The organism is Algoriphagus taiwanensis (assembly GCF_036245645.1).
Lineage (GTDB): Bacteria > Bacteroidota > Bacteroidia > Cytophagales > Cyclobacteriaceae > Algoriphagus > Algoriphagus taiwanensis.
Genome location: NZ_BTPE01000010.1, coordinates 165908 through 186362, shown reverse-complemented (window position 1 = coordinate 186362; position 20455 = coordinate 165908). Strand labels below are relative to the sequence as shown.

The 20455-nt window shown below is 43.6% G+C and carries 23 protein-coding genes; 9 read left to right on the top strand and 14 right to left on the bottom strand.

Annotated features, from left to right (window positions below; all coding sequences use genetic code 11):
* Positions 1 to 154: 154 nt before the first annotated feature.
* From AAA938_RS14585 to AAA938_RS14570, 4 genes are all read right to left on the bottom strand, one after another.
* The gene (locus AAA938_RS14585) at positions 155 to 853 is read right to left on the bottom strand and encodes a hypothetical protein (RefSeq protein WP_338229478.1); all 699 of its coding nucleotides are present in this window, start codon (positions 851 to 853) and stop codon (positions 155 to 157) included.
* A gap of 266 nt (positions 854 to 1119) precedes the next feature.
* The gene (locus AAA938_RS14580) at positions 1120 to 1497 is read right to left on the bottom strand and encodes a response regulator (protein WP_338229477.1); all 378 of its coding nucleotides are present in this window, start codon (positions 1495 to 1497) and stop codon (positions 1120 to 1122) included.
* Positions 1498 to 1655: 158 nt separating this feature from the next.
* On the bottom strand, positions 1656 to 3284 hold the full coding sequence (gene groL / locus AAA938_RS14575; RefSeq protein ID WP_338221380.1) for a chaperonin GroEL: 1629 nt from the start codon (positions 3282 to 3284) through the stop codon (positions 1656 to 1658).
* Between the two features lie 34 nt (positions 3285 to 3318).
* Positions 3319 to 3597, bottom strand: coding sequence for a co-chaperone GroES (locus AAA938_RS14570; RefSeq protein ID WP_338221379.1), 279 nt, complete (start codon positions 3595 to 3597; stop codon positions 3319 to 3321).
* Between the two features lie 226 nt (positions 3598 to 3823).
* On the opposite strand from AAA938_RS14570, the gene AAA938_RS14565 reads away from it, so the two are divergent.
* On the top strand, positions 3824 to 4534 hold the full coding sequence (locus tag AAA938_RS14565) for a hypothetical protein (protein ID WP_338229476.1): 711 nt from the start codon (positions 3824 to 3826) through the stop codon (positions 4532 to 4534).
* Positions 4535 to 4544: 10 nt separating this feature from the next.
* Here the strand turns inward: AAA938_RS14565 and AAA938_RS14560 are convergent, their stop codons facing one another.
* The 8 genes from AAA938_RS14560 to AAA938_RS14525 form a co-directional block, all read right to left on the bottom strand.
* A complete protein-coding gene (locus tag AAA938_RS14560) occupies positions 4545 to 5501 on the bottom strand; it encodes a sterol desaturase family protein (protein WP_338229475.1) in 957 nt (318 codons plus the stop codon).
* Between the two features lie 156 nt (positions 5502 to 5657).
* Entirely contained in the window at positions 5658 to 6017 is a 360-nt protein-coding gene (gene secG, locus AAA938_RS14555; RefSeq protein WP_338229474.1) for a preprotein translocase subunit SecG, read from the bottom strand.
* A 4-nt stretch (positions 6018 to 6021) separates the two neighbouring features.
* On the bottom strand, positions 6022 to 6768 hold the full coding sequence (locus AAA938_RS14550; RefSeq protein ID WP_338229473.1) for a hypothetical protein: 747 nt from the start codon (positions 6766 to 6768) through the stop codon (positions 6022 to 6024).
* 28 nt (positions 6769 to 6796) lie between these two features.
* On the bottom strand, positions 6797 to 7330 hold the full coding sequence (lptE, locus tag AAA938_RS14545; protein ID WP_338229472.1) for an LPS assembly lipoprotein LptE: 534 nt from the start codon (positions 7328 to 7330) through the stop codon (positions 6797 to 6799).
* Positions 7317 to 8606 carry a sigma-54 interaction domain-containing protein gene (locus AAA938_RS14540; RefSeq protein WP_338229471.1) on the bottom strand — a complete coding sequence of 430 codons (1290 nt, stop codon included), beginning with the start codon at positions 8604 to 8606 and terminating at the stop codon, positions 7317 to 7319. Before AAA938_RS14540 ends, lptE begins: the two co-directional genes overlap by 14 nt.
* Positions 8603 to 10078, bottom strand: coding sequence for a tRNA (N6-isopentenyl adenosine(37)-C2)-methylthiotransferase MiaB (gene miaB, locus AAA938_RS14535; RefSeq protein WP_338229469.1), 1476 nt, complete (start codon positions 10076 to 10078; stop codon positions 8603 to 8605). Before miaB ends, AAA938_RS14540 begins: the two co-directional genes overlap by 4 nt.
* A 113-nt stretch (positions 10079 to 10191) precedes the next feature.
* Positions 10192 to 11286, bottom strand: a complete 1095-nt coding sequence (gene dinB, locus AAA938_RS14530) for a DNA polymerase IV (protein WP_338229480.1) — start codon at positions 11284 to 11286, stop codon at positions 10192 to 10194.
* Between the two features lie 87 nt (positions 11287 to 11373).
* Positions 11374 to 12093, bottom strand: a complete 720-nt coding sequence (locus tag AAA938_RS14525) for a YceI family protein (protein WP_338229468.1) — start codon at positions 12091 to 12093, stop codon at positions 11374 to 11376.
* Between the two features lie 125 nt (positions 12094 to 12218).
* On the opposite strand from AAA938_RS14525, the gene AAA938_RS14520 reads away from it, so the two are divergent.
* From AAA938_RS14520 to AAA938_RS14490, 7 genes are all read left to right on the top strand, one after another.
* Positions 12219 to 12737: a gamma carbonic anhydrase family protein gene (locus AAA938_RS14520; protein WP_338229467.1), complete on the top strand. Its 519-nt coding sequence runs from the start codon at positions 12219 to 12221 to the stop codon at positions 12735 to 12737.
* 282 nt (positions 12738 to 13019) lie between these two features.
* Positions 13020 to 13541 carry a hypothetical protein gene (locus AAA938_RS14515; protein WP_338229466.1) on the top strand — a complete coding sequence of 174 codons (522 nt, stop codon included), beginning with the start codon at positions 13020 to 13022 and terminating at the stop codon, positions 13539 to 13541.
* A 106-nt stretch (positions 13542 to 13647) separates the two neighbouring features.
* Positions 13648 to 14361: an esterase gene (locus AAA938_RS14510; RefSeq protein WP_338229465.1), complete on the top strand. Its 714-nt coding sequence runs from the start codon at positions 13648 to 13650 to the stop codon at positions 14359 to 14361.
* A 34-nt stretch (positions 14362 to 14395) separates the two neighbouring features.
* Positions 14396 to 15352, top strand: coding sequence for an ATP-grasp domain-containing protein (locus AAA938_RS14505; protein WP_338229464.1), 957 nt, complete (start codon positions 14396 to 14398; stop codon positions 15350 to 15352).
* Between the two features lie 12 nt (positions 15353 to 15364).
* Positions 15365 to 16483: a carboxylate-amine ligase gene (locus AAA938_RS14500; protein ID WP_338229463.1), complete on the top strand. Its 1119-nt coding sequence runs from the start codon at positions 15365 to 15367 to the stop codon at positions 16481 to 16483.
* 39 nt (positions 16484 to 16522) lie between these two features.
* Positions 16523 to 17353 (top strand): type 1 glutamine amidotransferase, encoded by an 831-nt coding sequence (locus AAA938_RS14495; protein WP_338229462.1) that lies wholly within the window; start codon positions 16523 to 16525, stop codon positions 17351 to 17353.
* Between the two features lie 2 nt (positions 17354 to 17355).
* Positions 17356 to 18555: a hypothetical protein gene (locus AAA938_RS14490; RefSeq protein WP_338229461.1), complete on the top strand. Its 1200-nt coding sequence runs from the start codon at positions 17356 to 17358 to the stop codon at positions 18553 to 18555.
* A gap of 24 nt (positions 18556 to 18579) precedes the next feature.
* Here the strand turns inward: AAA938_RS14490 and pyrE are convergent, their stop codons facing one another.
* A complete protein-coding gene (gene pyrE, locus AAA938_RS14485) occupies positions 18580 to 19224 on the bottom strand; it encodes an orotate phosphoribosyltransferase (RefSeq protein WP_338229460.1) in 645 nt (214 codons plus the stop codon).
* A gap of 98 nt (positions 19225 to 19322) precedes the next feature.
* Here pyrE and AAA938_RS14480 point away from each other — a divergent pair, with 98 nt between their 5' ends.
* Complete coding sequence (locus tag AAA938_RS14480) at positions 19323 to 20009, top strand: NUDIX hydrolase (protein WP_338229459.1); 687 nt, start codon at positions 19323 to 19325, stop codon at positions 20007 to 20009.
* On the opposite strand, the gene coaD is transcribed toward AAA938_RS14480, so the two are convergent.
* Entirely contained in the window at positions 19997 to 20452 is a 456-nt protein-coding gene (gene coaD / locus AAA938_RS14475; RefSeq protein ID WP_338229458.1) for a pantetheine-phosphate adenylyltransferase, read from the bottom strand. The two genes, AAA938_RS14480 and coaD, sit on opposite strands and share 13 nt — an antisense overlap.
* Positions 20453 to 20455: the final 3 nt, after the last annotated feature.

The window sequence follows — 20455 nt, the reverse complement described above, 5'->3', positions numbered from 1 at the left end:
AATTCAACGCAGGAAGCTTCGTCTGGAAACCGATTAATGAAATTGATAATGTTCATGGTCAAAACCGTCTATTTTGACCTAATTTACAGTAGGTTAAAATACTACTAAAGCGATTGTCACCAACTGTCAATAAGAACTTATTTGGTTACTGGTGTCATTGCGGATATACATAAAAAATCAAATCATCGGTAGTTGTCACTGAAAAGTCTCCCTGAAAAATTGAATTGGTAACAAAAAAATCATCAACCCCAAAAGTACCATTGGCTACATTCTGAACCTGAGTAAAGTTGTTGATTTCCAATATGGTTCCTACTGCAAAGTTTGTGGTAAGTAATCCTCCCGTCGATAAAGTTGAGGTGCCTCCCTGATCTCCAAATCTTATTTCTCCTGCCGGATTGGTGTTGTTTATGGTGATGGATTGGGCAAAGTTATTATTCCCTCGATAGGCGATATCGATAAAATTGTTTCCGTTGTTTTGGAATACAACCACACCTGAAAAAGTGTCTCCGTTTGTATTGGCAAACCTGAATAGCCCATTTCCATTATTTGTGATTAGGGTGTTCCCATTGAATTGATTGTTGCCTTGCCAGACTATTTGTGAGTTGCTTAGATTGGTAATATTAGTAGTACCATTGAATTGATTGGATCCTGACCAAGTGTCATTGTTATTCCCTGTTTTGGTTAGGGTGAAAGGTCCGTTAAATTGGGTATTTTGAACCTCTTCAATATCGTTGCCTTGGATAATTCCATTAGAAATTGTCCCTCCGCTTAAGTTCAAATCTTCAGTAACGGTTAGAGTAAAGCCATTGAGATTTAATGAACCTGCAGACACTCTCAGGTCTCGTACCGTCACATTACCTGATAAAACGGGTTGATTTGGAGCTGCGCCGTTATTAATAAAAGCGTTTGCACCTGCTCCAGGGATTGTAGCCGGTGTCCAATTTGAGGCAGTATTCCAGTCAGAACTGGTAATACCTGTCCAAGTCTGTCCTTTGGATGTACCTATCCAAAGAAAGAGGATTAAAAGGGTTAAATAAGTTTTAATAGATCAGGGTGTGATGACCGCTAAAGATAACCATTCCTGTAAAAAATTGTTTTTTTTTTATATGTTTTTATGCCTTATTTAAAAAAATCAATCAAAACTTCCAGATTTAGAGGTTTTTCCATAAAACCTTCCACAATACTGTATTCTTTGGCTTTTTGTCTGTCCTGAAAGTCAATTGAACTGGAAAGAATCAAGATTTTATCTTTTCTGTGAGGGAGGATGGACATGTATTTGTCCAAAAATTCCCAACCATTCATCACAGGCATATTGATGTCCAAAAGTACCAGAACCTTGTTTTCGACGGGTTCAGCAGAAAGCATTTCCAAAGCATCATCTCCGCTCAAAAATTCAACGATTCGATCGGAAATTCCAACTTTTCCTAATAAACGTCTGTTGATCAGGTTGTTAATAGGATCGTCATCCACTAAAAAGACAGAGTCAAAAAGGGGCATTCAAATTAATTCAGGCGATTGGTGTGTAAGTCGCTTCAAATTACAATTATTCCTTTGTCTTGGACAAAGGGCATGCCTGTTTTTTGTCATTTTTTGTATCAACAAAAAAAATGAGGCACCGAAAGGTGCCTCATTGGTACTATTAGGATAGGAATAGATTACATCATTCCGCCCATTCCTCCGCCTCCCATTGGTGGCATGGCTGGAGCGTCTTCTTTCACATCAGCTACTACACACTCGGTAGTGAGAAGAAGCGCTGCAATAGAAGCTGCATTTTCCAAAGCCAATCGGGTCACCTTGGTTGGATCAATTACACCTGCTTCGAAAAGATCTTCGTACTGATCTGTTCTGGCATTGTAACCAAAGTTTCCTTTGTTTTCTCTGATCTTGTTGATCACCACTGAAGGCTCACCGCCGGCATTTGCCACGATAGTTCTTAATGGAGACTCGATGGCAGTTCTCACGATATTGATACCGGTGTCCTGATCTTCGTTGCTGCCTTTCAGGCTGTCAAGTGCTGAAGCAGCTCTTACCAAAGCAACTCCACCACCTACAACTACACCTTCCTGTACTGCTGCTCGGGTCGCATGCAAAGCATCATCCACGCGGTCTTTCTTTTCTTTCATCTCTACTTCGGTAGCTGCACCGATGTAAAGGATAGCTACACCGCCGGAAAGCTTAGCCAATCTTTCCTGAAGCTTTTCTCTGTCATAGTCAGAGGTAGTCTTCTCGATTTGAGCTTTGATCTCAGCAATTCTACCCTTGATCGCAGCTGCATCACCTGCACCGTTTACGATGGTGGTGTTGTCCTTGTCGATATTGATTTTCTCAGCTCTGCCAAGCATATCTGGAGTAGCATTTTCCAGTTTGAAACCTCTTTCTTCAGAGATTACAGTACCACCGGTCAGGATAGCGATGTCTTCCAACATTGCCTTTCTTCTGTCACCAAATCCAGGAGCTTTTACAGCAGCTACCTTCAAGGCACCTCTGATTTTGTTCACTACCAAGGTAGCCAAAGCTTCTCCGTCTACATCTTCAGCGATGATCAACAAAGGCTTGCCAGACTGAGCTACCGGCTCCAATACCGGAAGCAATTCCTTCATGGAGGAGATTTTTTTGTCGTAGATCAAGATGAACGGATGATCCAATTCAGCTTCCATTTTCTCCGTGTTGGTCACGAAGTATGGAGAAAGGTATCCTCGGTCAAACTGCATACCTTCTACAGTTTTCACTTCAGTTTCGGTACCTTTTGCCTCTTCTACAGTGATGACACCGTCTTTTCCGACTTTGTCCATCGCATCAGCAATCATTTTACCGATTTCCTCGTCGTTGTTGGCAGAGACGGTTGCTACCTGAGCGATTTCTTTGGAAGTAGAGATAGCTTTTGAGTTTTCTTTCAACTGAGCCACTACAGCAGCTACAGCCTTGTCGATTCCTCTCTTAAGGTCCATTGGGTTGGCACCTGCAGCTACGTTTTTGATCCCTACATTGAAGATGGACTGAGCCAATACAGTAGCAGTAGTAGTACCGTCACCTGCATTATCGGCAGTTTTGGAAGCTACTTCTTTCACGAGCTGAGCACCCATGTTTTCGATTGGCTCGGCCAATTCGATTTCTTTAGCTACGGATACACCGTCTTTGGTGATGGTAGGAGCTCCGAATTTTTTGTCGATGATGACATTTCGGCCTTTAGGACCCAAAGTTACTTTTACTGCATCTGCCAATGCGTCTACGCCTTTCTTCAATTGATCGCGGGCGTTAGTATCGAAAAACAGTTGTTTAGCCATGATTCTTGATTTTTTCAGTTAATGGTGAAATAAATTAAAGGATTGCGAAAATGTCAGATTCTCTCATGATGAGGAAGTCCTGACCTTCCACATTGAGTTCAGTACCGGAATATTTTCCGTACAAAACAGTGTCTCCAACTTTTACAGTCAAGGGCTCATCTTTCTTACCGTTTCCTACAGCCACCACGGTACCTTTTTGAGGCTTTTCTTTCGCAGTGTCCGGGATATAAAGTCCGGATGCGGTTTTCTCTTCAGCTGCAGCCGGCTGCACTAGAACTCGGTCTGCAAGAGGCTTGATGTTCACTTTTGACATAGTATGTATTGTTTAAGGTTAGATTAAAATGCTAATCCCCACTATGCACTTCCTGTGCCAAGGGGTATTTTGGGATAAATGCTGACAAATCGACCGCAAATTGTCCATGGAAGCTTGCAGACCATTTGGAAGTCCTGACTTCTTTTCTGCCAAATTTTCTCTGAGGCCTGAAAAAAATGTCAGAAATCCGTATTTTATGACAAACCATTGACACCTATTCTAAACCATGAAGACCTTACCGAAAAATTGGATTACCGAAGGATTGATCGATTTTGAGTACAAAAAGTACCAATTGCTGGCCTACTTACAGGCTAATGAGAAGGAATTTCAGGCTGTCAAAATTTATCCTGCCTTGGGTGATTTGATAGATCATCATCGGACTCTTTCAGAAATTCAATCCGGTAAAACGGAGTTGAGTAATCTCTTCCCAAAAGCACTGACCGGGATTGATTTTCAAAAGGCCCAATTGCAATTCGAAAGAAAAATCAACGATGGGAAAGTCATGGAAGAAATCTCCCAAATCACCGATTTTGCCCTTCCCAAACTCAAGAATCAAATAGAAGAGGGGAAGGCCATCTACGATTTTGTTGAGGAGCAGGTAGAGTTTGAGCCTATAGGGATTTTACCGATTTACACCCGGGAAGGATATATACTACTCACCCAAGAGCGAAAAAGCGAGGTGCATGCTTTTCGCTACAAGTCCAATTTTCTCCAGCTGGCTGGGGAGAGATTTAGAAGTATTACCCTTTGGCTGGTGGGGATATTTCAAAAGTCTCTGGCCAATACCCTGGAAAGGATGAAACTGGAGCTTATTAGGGAAATCAAAGAACTTCCCAATCCTGCTACCTGGAGGTTTCACAGCCAAAATTGCCTACCGATTGAGGAGACACTTCTGCCTGTAGGTAAAAGACTCCTACTAAGAAGTGTCTCAGAATAAAAGCAATCGATTATTTCTCCATGATCAGTTCCGGGTCCTTTTCATTTACGGGAAGGACCTTTTTTTCTTCCTTTATCCGGATTTCTTCTCTTTCCTTCATCTCCCGGTTTTTGATGACTTCATCTCCGGGTTTTCCAAAAAGGATTTGCCAGGCTTCTTTTGGACTTTTGGATTTTCCCAAGTCGGAGATGATATCTCTCCATTCATGAAATACCAGATAAATGGGGTTGTAGGAGGTCACCGGTTTTGTGATTCCATAGTTAGGCCGTTCTGCTTCCGGCATAAAAGTACCAAACATCCTATCCCAGATAATCAATGTGGACCCGTAGTTTTTGTCCAGATAGTGGGCATCACTGGCGTGATGGACTCTGTGGTGAGAAGGAGTGGTGAAAATGTATTCAATCACCGGGTGAAGCTTGGTAATGTACTCTGTATGGATCCAAAACTGATACAATACAGCAATCTGATGACAAATAAAAAACACAAATGGGTCAAATCCCATCAGCATGACAGGAATGAAAAAGACGATTTTGATGTGTTGAGTCCAACCTAGCCTGAATGATACAGAAAGGTTGTACTTGCTGGAATTGTGGTGAGTAATATGTGTGGCCCACCAAAAGCGCTGCTCATGGGCTACACGATGTGCCCAGTATCTGGCAAAGTCAATTCCTATAAAGCATAGCAAATAGGACCACCAAGTAGGAGGGATTTGAAAAGGGGAGATGTTGTAGCAGAAAATGGCCACCCCGAATGTGAGCATCTTGATGGCTGCACTGATTCCTACATTGACTAGTCCAATGGTGGAGGCAGCCAGGAAATCTTTCGTGTTGTAAGCGTCCCTTTTTTGATAAAGGCTAATTCCCCATTCGATGAAGACCAATAAAAACATGACAGGGGCGGCCCATAAAATGACGTTGGGCCAATTTTCCAGCTGAAGGTCTTCCAGCCGGATTGGTTTTTCTAGCATATAACTTGTGATTTGGTGATTGTTCTTTTAAAAAATAACACTAACTCCGTCTCTTACCACTAAAAACCGGAACTCCGTATTATTCTGAATTTTTAAGGTACAAAAAAAGTCTGCCTTTTGGGGCAGACTTTGAGATTTTTATTCAAATGGATTATTTCAGTTTCCTGAGGTGCTGTCTTCTTCTGTAGTAGAAGCAGGAGCGGGAAGCACACTTTCAGTCTCTCCAAAAGCCGGCGCAACTACTTGCTGCTTGGCATTCTCAATGTTTGGAGAAGAAAACTGATTAGGCTGACTGCTAGTGTAGAAAGCAGAAGATGCCAAGGAAAGAACCAAAATGGCAATTGCCAATACCCAAGTGGACTTTTCCAAAACGTTTCCTGTTCTGGTCACACCCATGATTTGGGAAGCACTTCCTCCGAATGCTGCACCAGCACCACCTTTGGAGTTTTGACCCAAAATGACCAAAATCAACAAAACGGCTAGAATAATGATGATGCTAATTAATAAAGTGAACATATTCTTAGTCTAATTTTTCTTTCAGATTTTCAATTAAGTCCGCAAAGTAAGTCCTTTTCTCCGGAAACTTCAAACTCAATTTTTCATAAATTTCCAAGGCTTTGTCTTTTTTCCCTTGTTTGATCAGAATTTTTGCAAAGGATTCGGTCATCAGACTTTCGTCCAGTTTGGTGCTCGATTCTGCGAGATTTTCTGTGTTTTGATTTGCCTCGATTTCCTTGATTGTGGCCAGTTTGATAGACTTTTTGCTGAAAGCCTTGATCAGATCGATCTGTTCCTTGGTCTTATCGGCTACGATTTCCTTTTTCTCTTTTCTCTTGATGGTTTCGATTAGCTCGTCTTTGGGAGCTTTTCTTTTTTTGACTTTTGGCTTACCTGCATCAGGCGCAGGGTTCCCTTTGAGTTGATCTCCCAGTTTTTTGAGAGATTCTGTTCTTTGTACAGGGTCGCTGCCTGCCTTGGGTTCTTCAGGCAGCAAATCTTCCTTGATTGCAGGAGTCTTTGTGTCCGTTTTCTGCGTAGGCTTTTCCAATAATGCCTTCAACCAAATTCTGTCCGGACTTGTAATTGCTGCCAATCCTAAATGATAGGGTGGTGTTTCCGGATTTTTTGCCAGTTCATATCGGCATGCCAGGACATGGCTGATTTGGAAATAGGGGAAGTTTTCCTGGATTTTTCTCAGTTGGAGATAATCGGACTTTTCCAGGCGATCTGATTTTTGAATAAGGTCAAGAAACTGACTGGCGTTCACGGATTTATCGCTGTTAAATGATCAATGGTTACCAGTTGGCGACGGTGGCGGTGAAAATATCCTGAATGATGATTTCGAAGATTTCCTCAACCAATTGGTTTTCTACGTCCAACAAGGTAACGCTTCTCGGGTCATAATCTTGGAAAAAAGTGAATGTTCTTTTCAGATTTTCCTCCTCATTGGTCACATTGATGTATTCCACATCTACATTGATGGTCAATCGCATTTGCCCTGCACGGTCCGGTAGATTCGGGTCTCCGCTGGATACCGCGTTTTGAGGAGTCAGGGTATATCTGCTGATGGCACCCGAAAACTGCAAATCTCCGTTGGAGCGAATCAGTTCGAGTTGGGTATTTCTCTGATAGTATTCCTTCAGAGCTTCTGTAAATCTCTGCTCCATGTTGGCAGGGCCTCCACCGGAATCATTGAAGAAATTGTCAACCGAGAAGGTTTTGACCAACTCGTAATTGATATTGGTTCCGGTAAAGCTGTATTTGACCGAGCAGGAGGAAAAAAGCAAAATCGTACAAGCTATCCATCCAAGTGTCTTATTCAATCTCATATTGTTTGATTTTGCGGTAAAGCGTCCGTTCAGAAATACCCAAATCTTGCGCTGCATATTTTCTCTTGTTGTTATGCTTTTGCAGGGCTTTGATGATCATTTCCTTTTCCTTTTTCTCCAAAGAAAGGGAGTTGTCGTCCTCTTCGTGAAGAATGTCCTCTATTACGTCATCCTCGTATTCTACGTTTTCCAAAGAGGAATTTTTCTGCGTCTCCAATACCAAAGGAACAGAATAGGGGGAGGTAGATTCTACGGTTTCCGCCTTGCTAAGTCCGCTATCCAGATCTTCGAAAAGGCCTTGATGCTTTTGCATGATGGATGAGTTCAGTCCTCCGTTTTGAAAGGATTCCAAAACCAGCTTTTTGAGCTCATTCATGTCTTTTTTCATATCAAAAAGCACCTTATACAGGATGTCCCTTTCAGAAAAGTCCCCACTTTCTGAAGATCCTCCGTGACCGGGAAGGGCCATTGGCAACCGGCTTCCTTCCTGCGGTAAATAGCGGGAGAGGGTTTGGGCATCTACCTCTCGTTCCTGTTCCAAGAGGGAGATTTGCTCCGCAATATTTTTCAGCTGACGGATATTGCCGGGGAAAGGATAGCGCATCAATACCTGTTGAGCAGCGGGATCAAGGGAAATGGGTTTGACTCTGTATTTTTCTGAGAAATCAGAGGTAAACTTTCTGAAAAGTAGGACTACATCTTCTCCTCGTTCTCTCAAAGGTGGGACGAAAATGGGTACCGTATTCAGTCGGTAATAAAGGTCCTCACGAAACTTTCCTTTTTCTACCGCTTTGAGCAGATTGACATTGGTAGCGGTGATTACCCGCACATTGGTTTTTTGTACTTTGGAGGAACCTACACGGATAAATTCCCCGTTTTCCAAAACCCGCAACAAGCGGGCCTGCGTGCCCAAAGGCATTTCTCCGATTTCGTCCAAGAAAATAGTCCCACCGTCCGTTACCTCGAAATAGCCTTTTCGGGCTTCGTGAGCTCCGGTAAAAGAGCCTTTTTCATGTCCAAACAGTTCAGAATCGATGGTGCCTTCAGGAATTGCCCCGCAGTTGATTGCGATGAACTTGCCGTGCTTTCTCAGGGAAAGAGAGTGGATAATTTTGGAAAAACTCTCCTTTCCGGATCCACTTTCACCGGTGATCAAAACGGTCATGTCGGTAGGAGCAGCCTGCATGGCTACTTGGATGGCATGATTCAGTAGGGGACTGTTTCCTATGATGCCAAAGCGCTGTTTTACACTGTGGATTTCTTGGGGTGTGATCATGCCAAAGCTGGATTTATTTCCAATACCTCACCGAAGAGGGTGGCAGGAGAGCAGTCTTTGATTTTCACTTTGACGTAATCCCCGAGTTTCAAACCTACTGAGGGGACAATCACTACCTTGTTGGCAGAGTTTCTCCCCTTGAGTTCTTCTGTGGATTTTTTGGAAGTTCCTTCGATCAAGATAATCTGTTCTTGGCCCAGATCAAGTTTGTTTCTTTCCAGTGAAAGCTGATTTTGCTTCTCGATGATTTCTGCCAATCTGCGCTTTTTCACTTCCAGAGGAATGTCGTCCTCGTACTTTTTAGCAGCCAAAGTACCCGGTCTCTCCGAATAGAAGAACATGTAGGAGAAGTCGTATTTCACGATGTCCATCAAGGTAAGCGTGTCCTGATGTTCTTCCTCCGTTTCCGTACAGAATCCGGCAATCATATCAGAAGAAATGCCGCATTCCTCACCCAAAATTTCCCGAATTGCCCTCACTCGGTCCAGGTACCATTCTCTGTCGTAGGTTCTGTTCATTAACTCCAAAACTCGGGAGTTTCCGGATTGAACGGGGAGGTGGATGTATTTGCAGATGTTGTCGTACTTCTTCATGGTGTGAAGTACTTCATCGGTGATGTCTTTGGGATGGGAGGTAGAGAAGCGTACGCGAAGCAAAGGGCTGACCCGAGCTACCATTTCCAGAAGATGGGCAAAATTGACCACCTGAGTCACTTCATCCTCTTTTTTGTTGAGGCGGGCTTTGTTGTTTTCTTCAGGAGACCATTTGTAGGAGTCCACATTTTGGCCCAGGAGGGTGACTTCTTTGTAGCCCTTGCTGAACAAATCCTGAGCTTCTGCCACTACGGAATGAGGGTCCCGGCTTCTTTCCCTTCCTCGAGTAAATGGCACCACGCAGAAGGAGCACATGTTGTCACAGCCTCGCATGATGGAAATGAATGCGGTAACCCCATTGGAATTCAGGCGAACAGGGGCGATGTCGGCATAGGTTTCTTCGCGGGAAAGGAAGGTATTCACTCCTTTTCTACCGTCTTCGGCAGCATTGACTAAGTTAGGAAGGTCTCGATACGCATCTGGACCAACGACCACATCCACGATCTTTTCCTCCTCGAGTAGCTTCTCTTTCAGGCGCTCTGCCATACAGCCCAAGACACCGATAGTCATCTCAGGTTTATGTTTTTTGACTGCGTTGAAGTGGTTGAGTCTGTTTCTGACGGTCTGTTCGGCTTTTTCCCGGATGGAGCAGGTATTCAAAAATACCACATCGGCCTGATTGAAGTCAGAGGTAGTGTCAAAGCCATTTTCTTTCATGATAGAGGCGACGATCTCTGAATCCGAGAAATTCATCTGACAGCCATAGCTTTCAATGTAGAGTTTTTTGGTCTTGCCGGTGTTTTCCTCAGTGGTGGTTTTGTAGTCCACAGCCTGCGCTTCTTCACCGGTAAGGATATCGATATCTTTGATCAGATTCATAGGAAATTTTTCGCTTTTGGAGCTCGGTCAGAAATGATACCAACCGATTTGGGTTTAATCAGGTTGCGAAATTACGAAAATGCGGACAAAATGGCAGGGTAAACTTTCTTAATTTATTCTAAGGAAAAAGGTATCCTCAGCTGCTCCCCGAAATGAGCTTGCTCTTCGGTGATATTCAAATTGGAAATTCCCAAGCCCAATAAACGGATTGGCTTTTGAATATCCTCCTGTCGGAGAAGTTCCAGCCCGAACTGCCAAATCATTTCTGCTTCCGGGTACTGCTCCAGTGTTTTGCTCCGAGTTTGAAGAGTGAAATCAGAAAACTTGAGCTTCAGAGTTACTGTCCGGCCTTTGATTCCGCTTTTTTCGATTCGGCGGATTACTTCTTCGAAAATAGGACGGAGGTTTTCCTCCATTTCTGCCAAGGTAATCAGGTCCTTTTCAAAGGTGTTTTCGGCACTCAGGCTTTTTCTTACGCGATGGGGTTGGACCTCCGACAGATGGATTCCCCGCACGATATTAAAGTAGTGAAGCCCGGATTTCCCAAATTTTTTGGTCAAAAACTGCAAAGAAAACTCCTTCAAATCCTTCCCCGTATGGATGCCCAGTTTCTGCATTTTCTCTGCCGTGACTTTCCCGATTCCGAAAAATTTCCCGATCGGAAGTTTTTCCAGAAAAGCCTCAGCTTCTTCAGGAAGAATTACAGCCTGTCCATTGGGTTTGTTGAGGTCAGAGGCAGTTTTTGCCAGGAATTTGTTGTAAGAAACGCCTGCTGAGGCATTCAGGCCGGTTTTTTCTTTGATCTTTTCCCGGATTTGCCGTGCAATGAGTATGGCGGATTTGAGCCCTTTTTTATTTTCGGTCACATCCAAAAATGCCTCATCGAGGGAAAGGGGTTCCACCAAATCGGTGTATTCATAAAAGATCTCCCGAATCTGATGAGAAATCTCCCGATAACGGTCAAAGCGGTGTGGGGCAAAAATCAGATGGGGACATTTCTTGGCTGCCAAAGCCGAGGACATGGCTGAGTGTATTCCGTATTTTCTGGCCTCATAGCTTGCCGCAGCTACCACTCCTCGGGCTTCGTTTCCGCCCACGACAAGGGGTTTGCCTCTCCATTGGGGATGGTCTAGCTGCTCCACAGAGGCATAGAATGCATCCATATCCACATGGATGATTTTTCTCACCGGAAGTTTCTCAGGTTCCATCATTCCCAAAGGAGTAGATTTCTTTAAGGACAAAAAAAAGAGGAATTCCGAAGAATCCCTCTTTTCGAATCATTGTGGTAGTTAAAATTAATTCGCAGTCACATTCAGTTCCAAAGAAACTGTGTTGTAGATGAATTGATCTTTTGCTTTATCAACTGCAGTAGCCTCGTCACCGTAGGACAATCCCCAGGCAGTTCTGTCGATATTGAAACCAGCGACAGCAGTCACAGTTCCATTTTCGATAGTTACGGCAGCAGGGAATTTGATGTTTTTGGTAGTGCCTCTCATGGTCAAGTTACCGCTGATCCAATGAGTAGGGTTGGCAGGAGATAATTCAGACTCAGCTTTAGGCGTGTTGTCAGTTGCAAATTGCTCAGTGTCGGCAATTACATCACCCGCCGCAAATGGCTCAGCACCGGTGATTTCGAAAGTCGCGGTAGGGTGGTTGGCAGCATCGAAGAAGTCAGCAGACTGAAGGTGTCCCCACAATTTACCGTAGTTTTCGGAGCCTTCCTCCAGGTCTTCGATTTTCAAACCTGTGATGTCAAAGGTGAAAGATCCACCGGTGATTTGGTCGCCACTTACCGTAAGAGTTCCGTCAGTCGCAGGAATTTTACCGAAATGCTGTCCAGCAGGCTTGTAACCTCTCCAAGAAATGGTGGAAGTTGGAGCCAAGGTAAGGGTAGTACCAGTTGCTTCTGCTACTTCCTGTGCTTCAGTAGCTTCTACAGTTTCGGATGGTTTGCTGCAGGCAAAGGTGATCATTGCTGCCGCTAGGAAAAGACCGATTTGCTTTGTGATTTTCATAGTTGATTTTGAGAAATTGAGTTGCAAATTTATATGTATATACACGTAACTCAAAATCAAAAAAAAAGTTCAGTCAGGATTTAATTTTTTTATTTTCCTTAGGGAAAGAAAAAAAGAAAAGAAAAATGGCTTTGATCATGGAAGTAAACGGCAAAAAGCCGGAGATGGGGAAGGAGTGCTGGCTTGCTCCAAATGCTACTGTAGTCGGAGATGTAGTAATGGGAGATAGATGCACCGTGTGGTTTAATGCTGTAGTCCGTGGGGATGTCCATGAAATCCGAATCGGCAATGATACTAATATTCAAGATGGTGCAGTCATTCATTGCACTTACCAAAAGGCCCCAACTTACATCGGAAATCAGGTATCCATTGCTCACAATGCCATCGTGCATGGCTGTACCATTCATGATCGCGTCCTGATCGGAATGGGAGCAATCGTGATGGACGGGGCGATTGTACACTCGGATTCGGTCATTGCTGCAGGAGCAGTGGTCTTGGCAGGTACAATAGTGGAATCGGGATCCATCTATGCCGGCACCCCAGCCAAAAAGGTGAAAGAGATCGGAGAAAATATGAGGGAAGTGATTTTGCGAACAGCCAAGAACTACCCCATGTATTCGAAATGGTTTGGGCAGGAAGAGTAAATCCCAATCTGTATTTTGCTGTACCTGAGCGCCTGTCTTCGAATTTTTTATTGAATGTGTCTTGCTAGATGAATGCTTTCTGAAAAAAAATTGGGCCTTCTTTCACCCGATAGATTTAAATATTATCCGAATAATGCTGAATAAATCCTGATTTTTGTTGCTTAAGCACAATGGCCTAGTCATTGGCTTCTACTGGGGTCTTTTTGCTAAGAAAAAATTAATATTAATTCCTTGGTTCAAAGTAAGGTTTTTCTTTATTTTTAACTGCTTAATACCCAGTAAATGAAATCTTTGATTCGTGCCTGTTCCCAAACTAGGTGGTTAATCCTATTGGGGCTTCTTTTGATTGGCTTTAATATTTTGCTTGCTCAGTACATGCCAAGTGAGCATGCTTTGGATTTACAATTTGCCTACAGTCCTGAGCAGGCCTATGATTCTCTCTCTTTTTTGGATGCAGCAGAAAGAAGTCAATATGGATGGGCGGTGACTGTCTTTGATATGCCTTATTTAGTGGCCTATGCGCTGTTTTTTTCCGGTTTGCTTTATCGCCTGAGAGGAAAAAAGGGGGCTTGGCTCCTCCCAGCCTTAGTTGCATTTTTTGATTTGTTAGAAAACCTCTCCATCCTTTATCTTCTAAAAGTATTTCCAGAAAAAAGCAATTGGGTGGCTTTAATCGCTTCTTTTTCCAGTACCTCCAAGTGGGTATTTGTTTTCATTCTGCTCACCCTGGTAGCAGTGGCTGTGATCAAGAGCTTTTCCAAAAGAAACAATCCAGTAGAAAAAGCCATAAAAGCCAAAATTTAATTTTATTGGCTCCAAGCTTCCTGTTAATCTCTTTTCTTTATCCCAATTTTTGATTAGTATTTCATTTCGGTTCAGGGACAGGCCAAATCGATTAGTTTTAATTCATATGAAAGAAGAATATTTTAAATGGTACTCTCCCTATGTCAACCGTGACGTGGAGATGCTGGTGTTTGGGCATGCGGGCTACCCGGTGATCCTATTTCCTACATCCATGGGTAGTTTTCATGAAAATCGGGATATGGGTCTCATTGGATCTGCTCATTGGTTTATAGAGCAGGGTTTGGTCCAGATTTACTGCCCTGACAGCAGTGACAAACAGAGCTTTTATAACAAAGGCGTCCATCCTCATCAGCGGATTCAGAATCATGTAGGGTATGACAAAATGATTTGTCATGATATCGTGGAGCGCGTGCGGCTCAATACCTCCATGGCAAAAGTTGCCGTGGCAGGGTGCAGTTTTGGCGGATATCATGCTGCCAATTTCGCCTTCAGGCATCCAGGCTACGTCAGTCACATGTTCAGCATGAGCGGGGCCTTCGATATCCGAAACTTTATGGATGGATACAATCACGACGACATTTTCTACAATAGCCCGCTGGAATATCTTCCTGGCCTTCAGGATTATGAGCTATGGAACATGGGGATCATCCTGGGCACTTCCAATTGGGACATTTGCTTTGATGCCAATCTGAAGCTTCATGAGGCTTTGAAACAGAAAAACGTCAATCACTGGCTGGATGTGAGACAAGACAAGCAGCATGATTGGCCAGTTTGGAAGGAAATGTTTCCTCACTACTTATCCACTATCAAATTTGATTAACTTAATTCTTTACCACTACTAACTAAGCGAAAACATGAAGAAAATCGGGATACTTTTCGGAATGGAAGATACCTTTCCACAGGCATTTGTTCAGCGAGTCAATGAAAAAGCGGAAAAAGGGATCATAGCCGAACCGGTTCGAATCGACAAAGTCATTCAAAATGAACTTACTGAATATGCAGTCATCATCGATAGGATTTCTCAGGACGTGCCTTTCTACAGGGCCTATCTAAAAAATGCTGCCCTAACTGGTACCGCTGTAATCAACAATCCCTTTTGGTGGAGTGCTGATGATAAATTTTTCAACAACTGTCTGGCAGACCAATTAGGAGTTCCCTTGCCAAAAACGGTGATTTTGCCCTCAGCAGAGCATCCCACAGACACCACAAGTAAGTCTTTCCGAAATCTGGCCGCACCTCTGGACTGGGAGGGGATATTCAGCTATATCGGATTCCCTGCCTACATGAAGCCCTATGCAGGCGGTGGTTGGAAAAATGTCTATAGACTGGAAAACAAGGAAGAGTTTTTCCAAAAGCATCCTGAAACCGGTCAGCTGGTCATGCTCCTTCAGGAAGAGATCGTTTTTGATGAATATTTCCGTGTGTATTGCTTGGGAGGCAAAGCAGTCCGAATCATGGAATATGAACCAAGAAACCCACACCATCTCCGCTACGTGGTAGATCGGGCTCCTGCTTCCAAAAAGCTCCTGAGCACGGTAAAGGATTATACCATGAGACTTTGTCAGGGCTTGGGTTACGATTTCAATACTGTGGAGTTTGCCGTAAAAGACGGTATTCCCTACGCCATAGATTTTGGCAATCCAGCCCCTGATGCAGATGTCAATTCTGTAGGTCAGGCCAATTTCGATTGGGTGGTAGAAGAAGCGGCCAAAATGGCCATAGCTTATGCCAAAGCCCAGAAACCGGGTAAAATGAACCTGACTTGGGGCACTTTTATGAAGAACTCAGTAGAATCAGCCAAGAGATTTTAACTCCATCCAAGTATGGCAACTTCAAGTAAAAAGCTTCCCAAGTTCACTTTGGGAGTAGAGGAAGAATACATGATCCTGGATCCGAAGACAAGGGATCTGCGCTCTCACATGTCCAAAATCGTAGATGGAGGTAAAATCACGCTGAGAGAGCAAGTAAAGGCGGAAATGCACCAATCCGTAGTGGAGGTGGGAACCAATATCTGTCAAAACGTGCAGGAAGCGAGAAAAGAGGTCGCTTTCCTCCGCAACAAGATATCCGAACTTGCAGCTGCACAAGGATTGGTCGTGGGAGCTTCGAGTACGCATCCCTTTGCCAAATGGCAAGACCAAGAGATTACCGATGATCCCCGATATCACAATATTGTCAATGAGCTCAAGGATATTGCCCGGTCCAACCTGATTTTTGGATTGCATGTGCATGTAGGAATAGAAAGCCGGGATACCGCATTGCAGCTGATGAATCAGGCCTGCTATTTCCTTCCTCACATTTACGCACTGACGACTAATTCTCCATTTTGGGAGGGTAGAAATACAGGGTTTAAAGCCTTTAGAGCAAAGGTTTTTGCCAAGTTTCCCAGAACTGGATTGCCAGAGTATTTTGATTCGGTTCAGGCCTATGACAACTTCCTTGAGATCTTAGTCAAAACCAATTGCATTGACAATCCCAAGAAAATCTGGTGGGATCTTCGTATGCATCCTTTTTTCAGCACGATCGAATTTAGGATTTGCGACATGTGCTTAACTGTCGATGAAACGATCTGTGTGGTAGCCATCATTCAGGCAGTGGTAGCCAAGCTATATAAGCTGCTGATGAGCAATACTTCATTCAATATTTACCGAATCGCACTTATCCGCGAAAACAAATTCCGTGCAGCCCGAAATGGGATCGAAGGACTTCTGATCGATTTTGGAAAGAAAACAGAAGTGCCTACCCAAGAGCTGATTATGGAATTGCTGGACTTCATCGATGATGTAGTGGATGAGCTGGGAAGCCGGGAAGAAGTGAATTATGTCCATAAGATTCTCGAAAGAGGAACCGGTGCCGATCAGCAATTGGCTGTCTTTGAAAAAACAGGAAGTCTGGAAGCTGTTGTGGATTTTATTACCTCCAAGTTTACAGAAGGGATATAAGGGATTCCGTACCTTTGGGCAGAAACTAATCCAATCAACGTGGGAAAGAGAAAAATACAGCTGGCCATTCTGGATATGTATGACGGAGAGCCCAATCAGGGAATGCGCTGTATCCATGATATCTTGTCTAGGTTTTCGGAACTAATAGCCTGGAAAGAGTTTGACGTGAGAGGAAAAGCGCAAATCCCTGATATTCAGGATTTTGATCTTTTTATTTCTACAGGAGGTCCAGGAAACCCCTTGGAGGGAAATGGAGATTGGGATCTGAAATATTATGATTTTCTGGACCAAATCTGGATTTGGAATCAGAATCATTCCCGAAAGAAGCACCTACTGCTCATCTGTCATTCCTTTCAGATGGCTTGCAAGCATTTCGGCTTGGGGGAAATCACCAAGAGAAAGTCCACTTCTTTTGGAGTGATGACTGTCCATAAAACTCAAGACGGGCTCAAAGACCCTATATTTCAGAATCTCGCCAATCCTTTTTGGGCAGTAGATTCCAGAGATTATCAGGTGGTGCAGCCTGATGCCAAGAAATTCAAAACGCTCGGAGCGAAAATCATCGCGCTGGAGAAAATCCGAAATCATGTGGAATACGAGCGGGCCATCATGTCGATTCGCTTTACAGATGAGATCGTGGGAACTCAATTTCACCCCGAAGCTGACGCAATGAGCTTTATGGAGCATTTGAAGAAGCCAATTGTGAGGGAGAAAATTATTGAGCTCAAAGGCAAGTCTAAGTTCCGAACCATGCTGGAAGATTTGGTGGATGAGAACAAAATCTACAAAACAAACGAAACGCTGATCCCTAATTTTCTGGAGCAAGCCCTCCAAAAAATAAAACTTGCCAAAACTCCATCTTTGACCTAAGTATGGAACCACAAATCCGAAAGAAGTTTAATGCCGAGTTTTCCGCTGAAAAGTATCAGGCTTTTCTTCAGGATATTGCAGGGGATTTTGACTACATGCCCACTTTCCGTATTGCGGAAACTCCCTTCTTTATCCCCAATTCACTGAAAGCTCAACTCAAAGAGGCTTGTGATCAAGTGGTTGAGTTTATCAAAAGGCCAGATTTCAAGGAGTTGACTCAGCGGTCAATTGAGCTCAATACTGCAGTGCCCAATGAGGACGCACATACCCAGTTTTTGGCTATTGACTTCGGGATTTGTGAAGAAGATGGAAAGTTGATTCCCAAACTGATCGAGGTACAGGGTTTTCCTTCGATCTTCAATTTTCAGTTTAATCTCTTCCGAAAAATCCAAAAATACTACCCCTTTCTGGCTGAATATTCTCCCTATCCAGAAGGGATGGATGAAGAAAAATACCTTCAAAAGTTAAATGAAGTCGTATTGGGTGAGCATCTCCCGCATGAGGTCGTCCTGCTCGAAATCGAGCCCGAAAAGCAAAACACGAAGATCGACTTTTATTATGCCAAGCGGGATTTGGGAATTCCAGTCGTCTGTGTTACTGAAGTGGTCAAGGAAGGGAAAAGGCTTTATTACCACTCAGCTAAAGGGGAAAAGATTCGCATCAAAAGAATCTACAATCGGGTCATCTTTGATGAGTTGGAGATGCGAAAAGACCTGCGATTAGACTTTGACTTTACGGAAGATTTGGATGTGGAATGGGCCGGACATCCTAACTGGTACACCCGGATTTCCAAGTTCATTTTGCCCTATTTGCATGGACCTTATTTTATCGAAACCAAGCTGCTCAGTGAACTCGAGTCTATTCCTGAGGACCTGGAAAATTATGTGCTAAAGCCACTTTTCTCCTTCTCAGGCTCCGGTGTTATTTTTCATGTCAAGAAGGAAGATGTGGAGGCTGTAAAGGAAAAGGATCTGTACATCTTACAGAAGAAAGTCCACTACCTTCCTGTCATTCAATCCCCGGATGGCAAAGTCAAAGTAGAGGTCCGTTTGCTTTTCCTTTGGCCGGAAAAAGACGAAAATCCTACTTGGGTTGGCAATTTAGTTCGACTGAGTAGGGGGGAAATGATTGGAGTCAAATTCAATAAGGACAAAGATTGGGTAGGCGGCTCGATTGGCCTATTTGAAAAAGTAAAAAGCTGAGATTTAGGTCTCAGCTTTTTGATTTTATTGCATCCAGGCTCCCGGATTTTTCCTCCATTCACCCAGGGATTGGAGGACATTTTCATCGATGTATTTTCTATGAACAGCCCTTGGAAGAAGCGCGTCATAGTGGCTTAGGCAAATCAGTTTTACCCCAGCCTCCTCAAAATTTTTGTCAGCGACCTCAAAGCCATAGCTAAAGATGGCCACCATGCCCAAAACCTCAAAACCTGCATTTCTAAGATCCTGAACAGCCTTGAGGGAACTGCCACCCGTAGATACCAAATCTTCTACGACCACCACTTTTTGGCCGGGGACTACTTTTCCTTCGATCATATTTTCCATGCCATGTCCTTTGGGTTTGGAGCGGACATAGATAAATGGCAGGTCCAGCTCATTGGCGATCAAAGCGCCCTGTGGAATTCCTGCGGTGGCTACACCAGCGATCGCTTCAGCCATGGGAAAAAAATGACTGACACTTTTTACCAACTGATCCCGGATCAGGCAGCGAACCTCCGGAAAGGAAAGAGAAAGTCGATTGTCACAGTAAATAGGTGATTTCCAGCCTGATGCCCAAGTGAAAGGCTTGTCAGGTTGGAGCCGAATGGCTTGGATTTCCAGTAGTCTGTCAGCTACTTCGGCGGCGGTGGCTTGGTCTAAAATCTCCATAAAGTCAAAAATAACAGAATACGAACCGATAAGATTGTGACACCTGAATTTTTTGTGCATTTTTGACTCTGACACCTAGCCAAACCTTAGCTTTTTGCATGAGAATTTTTGTAAATGACAAGCCCCTTGAGCTGATCAGTTATGAAGAACTGGATTCGGAAAAGACTTATGAGCACATCTACAGACAAGCTGATGAAATCCCCTCTGATGTAGAGTGGGAGGAGGATGTGATTTTTCATGAACCTTCCCATGACTTGATAATCCGCTTGCTTTATCTCTTGCGTACCCGCAAAATGAAGAATCTGGATTCAGTCACCCTAGTCAGCGAAGACAAAAAAGCGCTAAAGACTTTTGTAAAAAGTCGCTTTGTGATCGTCAAAGCAGCCGGAGGCTTGGTTTCCAAAAAGGACAAGGTTTTGATGATTTATCGCTTGGGTAAATGGGATTTTCCTAAAGGAAAAATGGACAGAGGAGAGACTCCTGAGCAATGCGCCAAGCGCGAAGTGGAGGAGGAGTGCAATATCATGGTTAAGCTGAGGGCTCCGATTTTAAAAACTTGGCATACTTATACTCAAAATCGAAAAAGTATTCTCAAAAAGACCTATTGGTATGCGATGGATTCACTGAATGATGCCACGATGAAGCCTCAAGCCGAAGAAGGTATAGAAGACATTCAGTGGATGTCAGAGGCCGATGCAAAAACTGCCCTGATCAATTCCTATCCCTCTATGAGGTATTTGTTTAAGCATTACCTCAAAATGCAGCTCAAGCCTCACAAGGCGTAAGGCAAATAGTCAGTCACATTCCCTCCGTATCGGTGGACTTCCCGGATTACCGTAGAGCTAATCGCGGCAAATTCCGGTGAAGTGATCAAAAATACCGTCTCCAAATCTTCATTGAGGTAGCGGTTCATCTGACTGATCGTATTTTCATATTCGAAATCGGTGGTGTTTCTAAGCCCTCTTACCAGAAATTGTGCCCCTATCTTTTTGGCTAATGTTGAAGTTAATTCATTGTATACTAATACTTTGACTTCAGGGGTATTGGCATAGACTTCTTCGATTTTTGAAACCATAAGGTCAATATCGAAATACCTGTTTTTCTTGGTGGAATTGTAACCTATTCCAATTACCACTTCATCAAAAAGCTTCAGACTTCGCATCACAATGTCGTGATGGCCTCGGGTAAAAGGATCAAAAGATCCTGGAAAAATGGCGATTTTTTTCATGCT

What these genes read in the sequence shown, in the direction of transcription:
- AAA938_RS14570 (WP_338221379.1), bottom strand. Translation starts at nt 3,597, where the DNA reads ATGTCAAAAGTGAACATCAAGCCTCTTGCAGACCGAGTTCTAGTGCAG.
- lptE (WP_338229472.1), bottom strand. Translation starts at nt 7,330, where the DNA reads ATGAGATTGAATAAGACACTTGGATGGATAGCTTGTACGATTTTGCTT.
- AAA938_RS14520 (WP_338229467.1), top strand. Translation starts at nt 12,219, where the DNA reads ATGGCTTTGATCATGGAAGTAAACGGCAAAAAGCCGGAGATGGGGAAG.
- AAA938_RS14540 (WP_338229471.1), bottom strand. Translation starts at nt 8,606, where the DNA reads ATGATCACACCCCAAGAAATCCACAGTGTAAAACAGCGCTTTGGCATC.
- AAA938_RS14580 (WP_338229477.1), bottom strand. Translation starts at nt 1,497, where the DNA reads ATGCCCCTTTTTGACTCTGTCTTTTTAGTGGATGACGATCCTATTAAC.
- AAA938_RS14500 (WP_338229463.1), top strand. Translation starts at nt 15,365, where the DNA reads ATGGCAACTTCAAGTAAAAAGCTTCCCAAGTTCACTTTGGGAGTAGAG.
- groL (WP_338221380.1), bottom strand. Translation starts at nt 3,284, where the DNA reads ATGGCTAAACAACTGTTTTTCGATACTAACGCCCGCGATCAATTGAAG.
- coaD (WP_338229458.1), bottom strand. Translation starts at nt 20,452, where the DNA reads ATGAAAAAAATCGCCATTTTTCCAGGATCTTTTGATCCTTTTACCCGA.
- miaB (WP_338229469.1), bottom strand. Translation starts at nt 10,078, where the DNA reads ATGAATCTGATCAAAGATATCGATATCCTTACCGGTGAAGAAGCGCAG.
- dinB (WP_338229480.1), bottom strand. Translation starts at nt 11,286, where the DNA reads ATGGAACCTGAGAAACTTCCGGTGAGAAAAATCATCCATGTGGATATG.
- pyrE (WP_338229460.1), bottom strand. Translation starts at nt 19,224, where the DNA reads ATGGAGATTTTAGACCAAGCCACCGCCGCCGAAGTAGCTGACAGACTA.
- AAA938_RS14480 (WP_338229459.1), top strand. Translation starts at nt 19,323, where the DNA reads ATGAGAATTTTTGTAAATGACAAGCCCCTTGAGCTGATCAGTTATGAA.
- secG (WP_338229474.1), bottom strand. Translation starts at nt 6,017, where the DNA reads ATGTTCACTTTATTAATTAGCATCATCATTATTCTAGCCGTTTTGTTG.
- AAA938_RS14560 (WP_338229475.1), bottom strand. Translation starts at nt 5,501, where the DNA reads ATGCTAGAAAAACCAATCCGGCTGGAAGACCTTCAGCTGGAAAATTGG.
- AAA938_RS14525 (WP_338229468.1), bottom strand. Translation starts at nt 12,093, where the DNA reads ATGAAAATCACAAAGCAAATCGGTCTTTTCCTAGCGGCAGCAATGATC.
- AAA938_RS14510 (WP_338229465.1), top strand. Translation starts at nt 13,648, where the DNA reads ATGAAAGAAGAATATTTTAAATGGTACTCTCCCTATGTCAACCGTGAC.
- AAA938_RS14505 (WP_338229464.1), top strand. Translation starts at nt 14,396, where the DNA reads ATGAAGAAAATCGGGATACTTTTCGGAATGGAAGATACCTTTCCACAG.
- AAA938_RS14490 (WP_338229461.1), top strand. Translation starts at nt 17,356, where the DNA reads ATGGAACCACAAATCCGAAAGAAGTTTAATGCCGAGTTTTCCGCTGAA.
- AAA938_RS14515 (WP_338229466.1), top strand. Translation starts at nt 13,020, where the DNA reads ATGAAATCTTTGATTCGTGCCTGTTCCCAAACTAGGTGGTTAATCCTA.
- AAA938_RS14565 (WP_338229476.1), top strand. Translation starts at nt 3,824, where the DNA reads ATGAAGACCTTACCGAAAAATTGGATTACCGAAGGATTGATCGATTTT.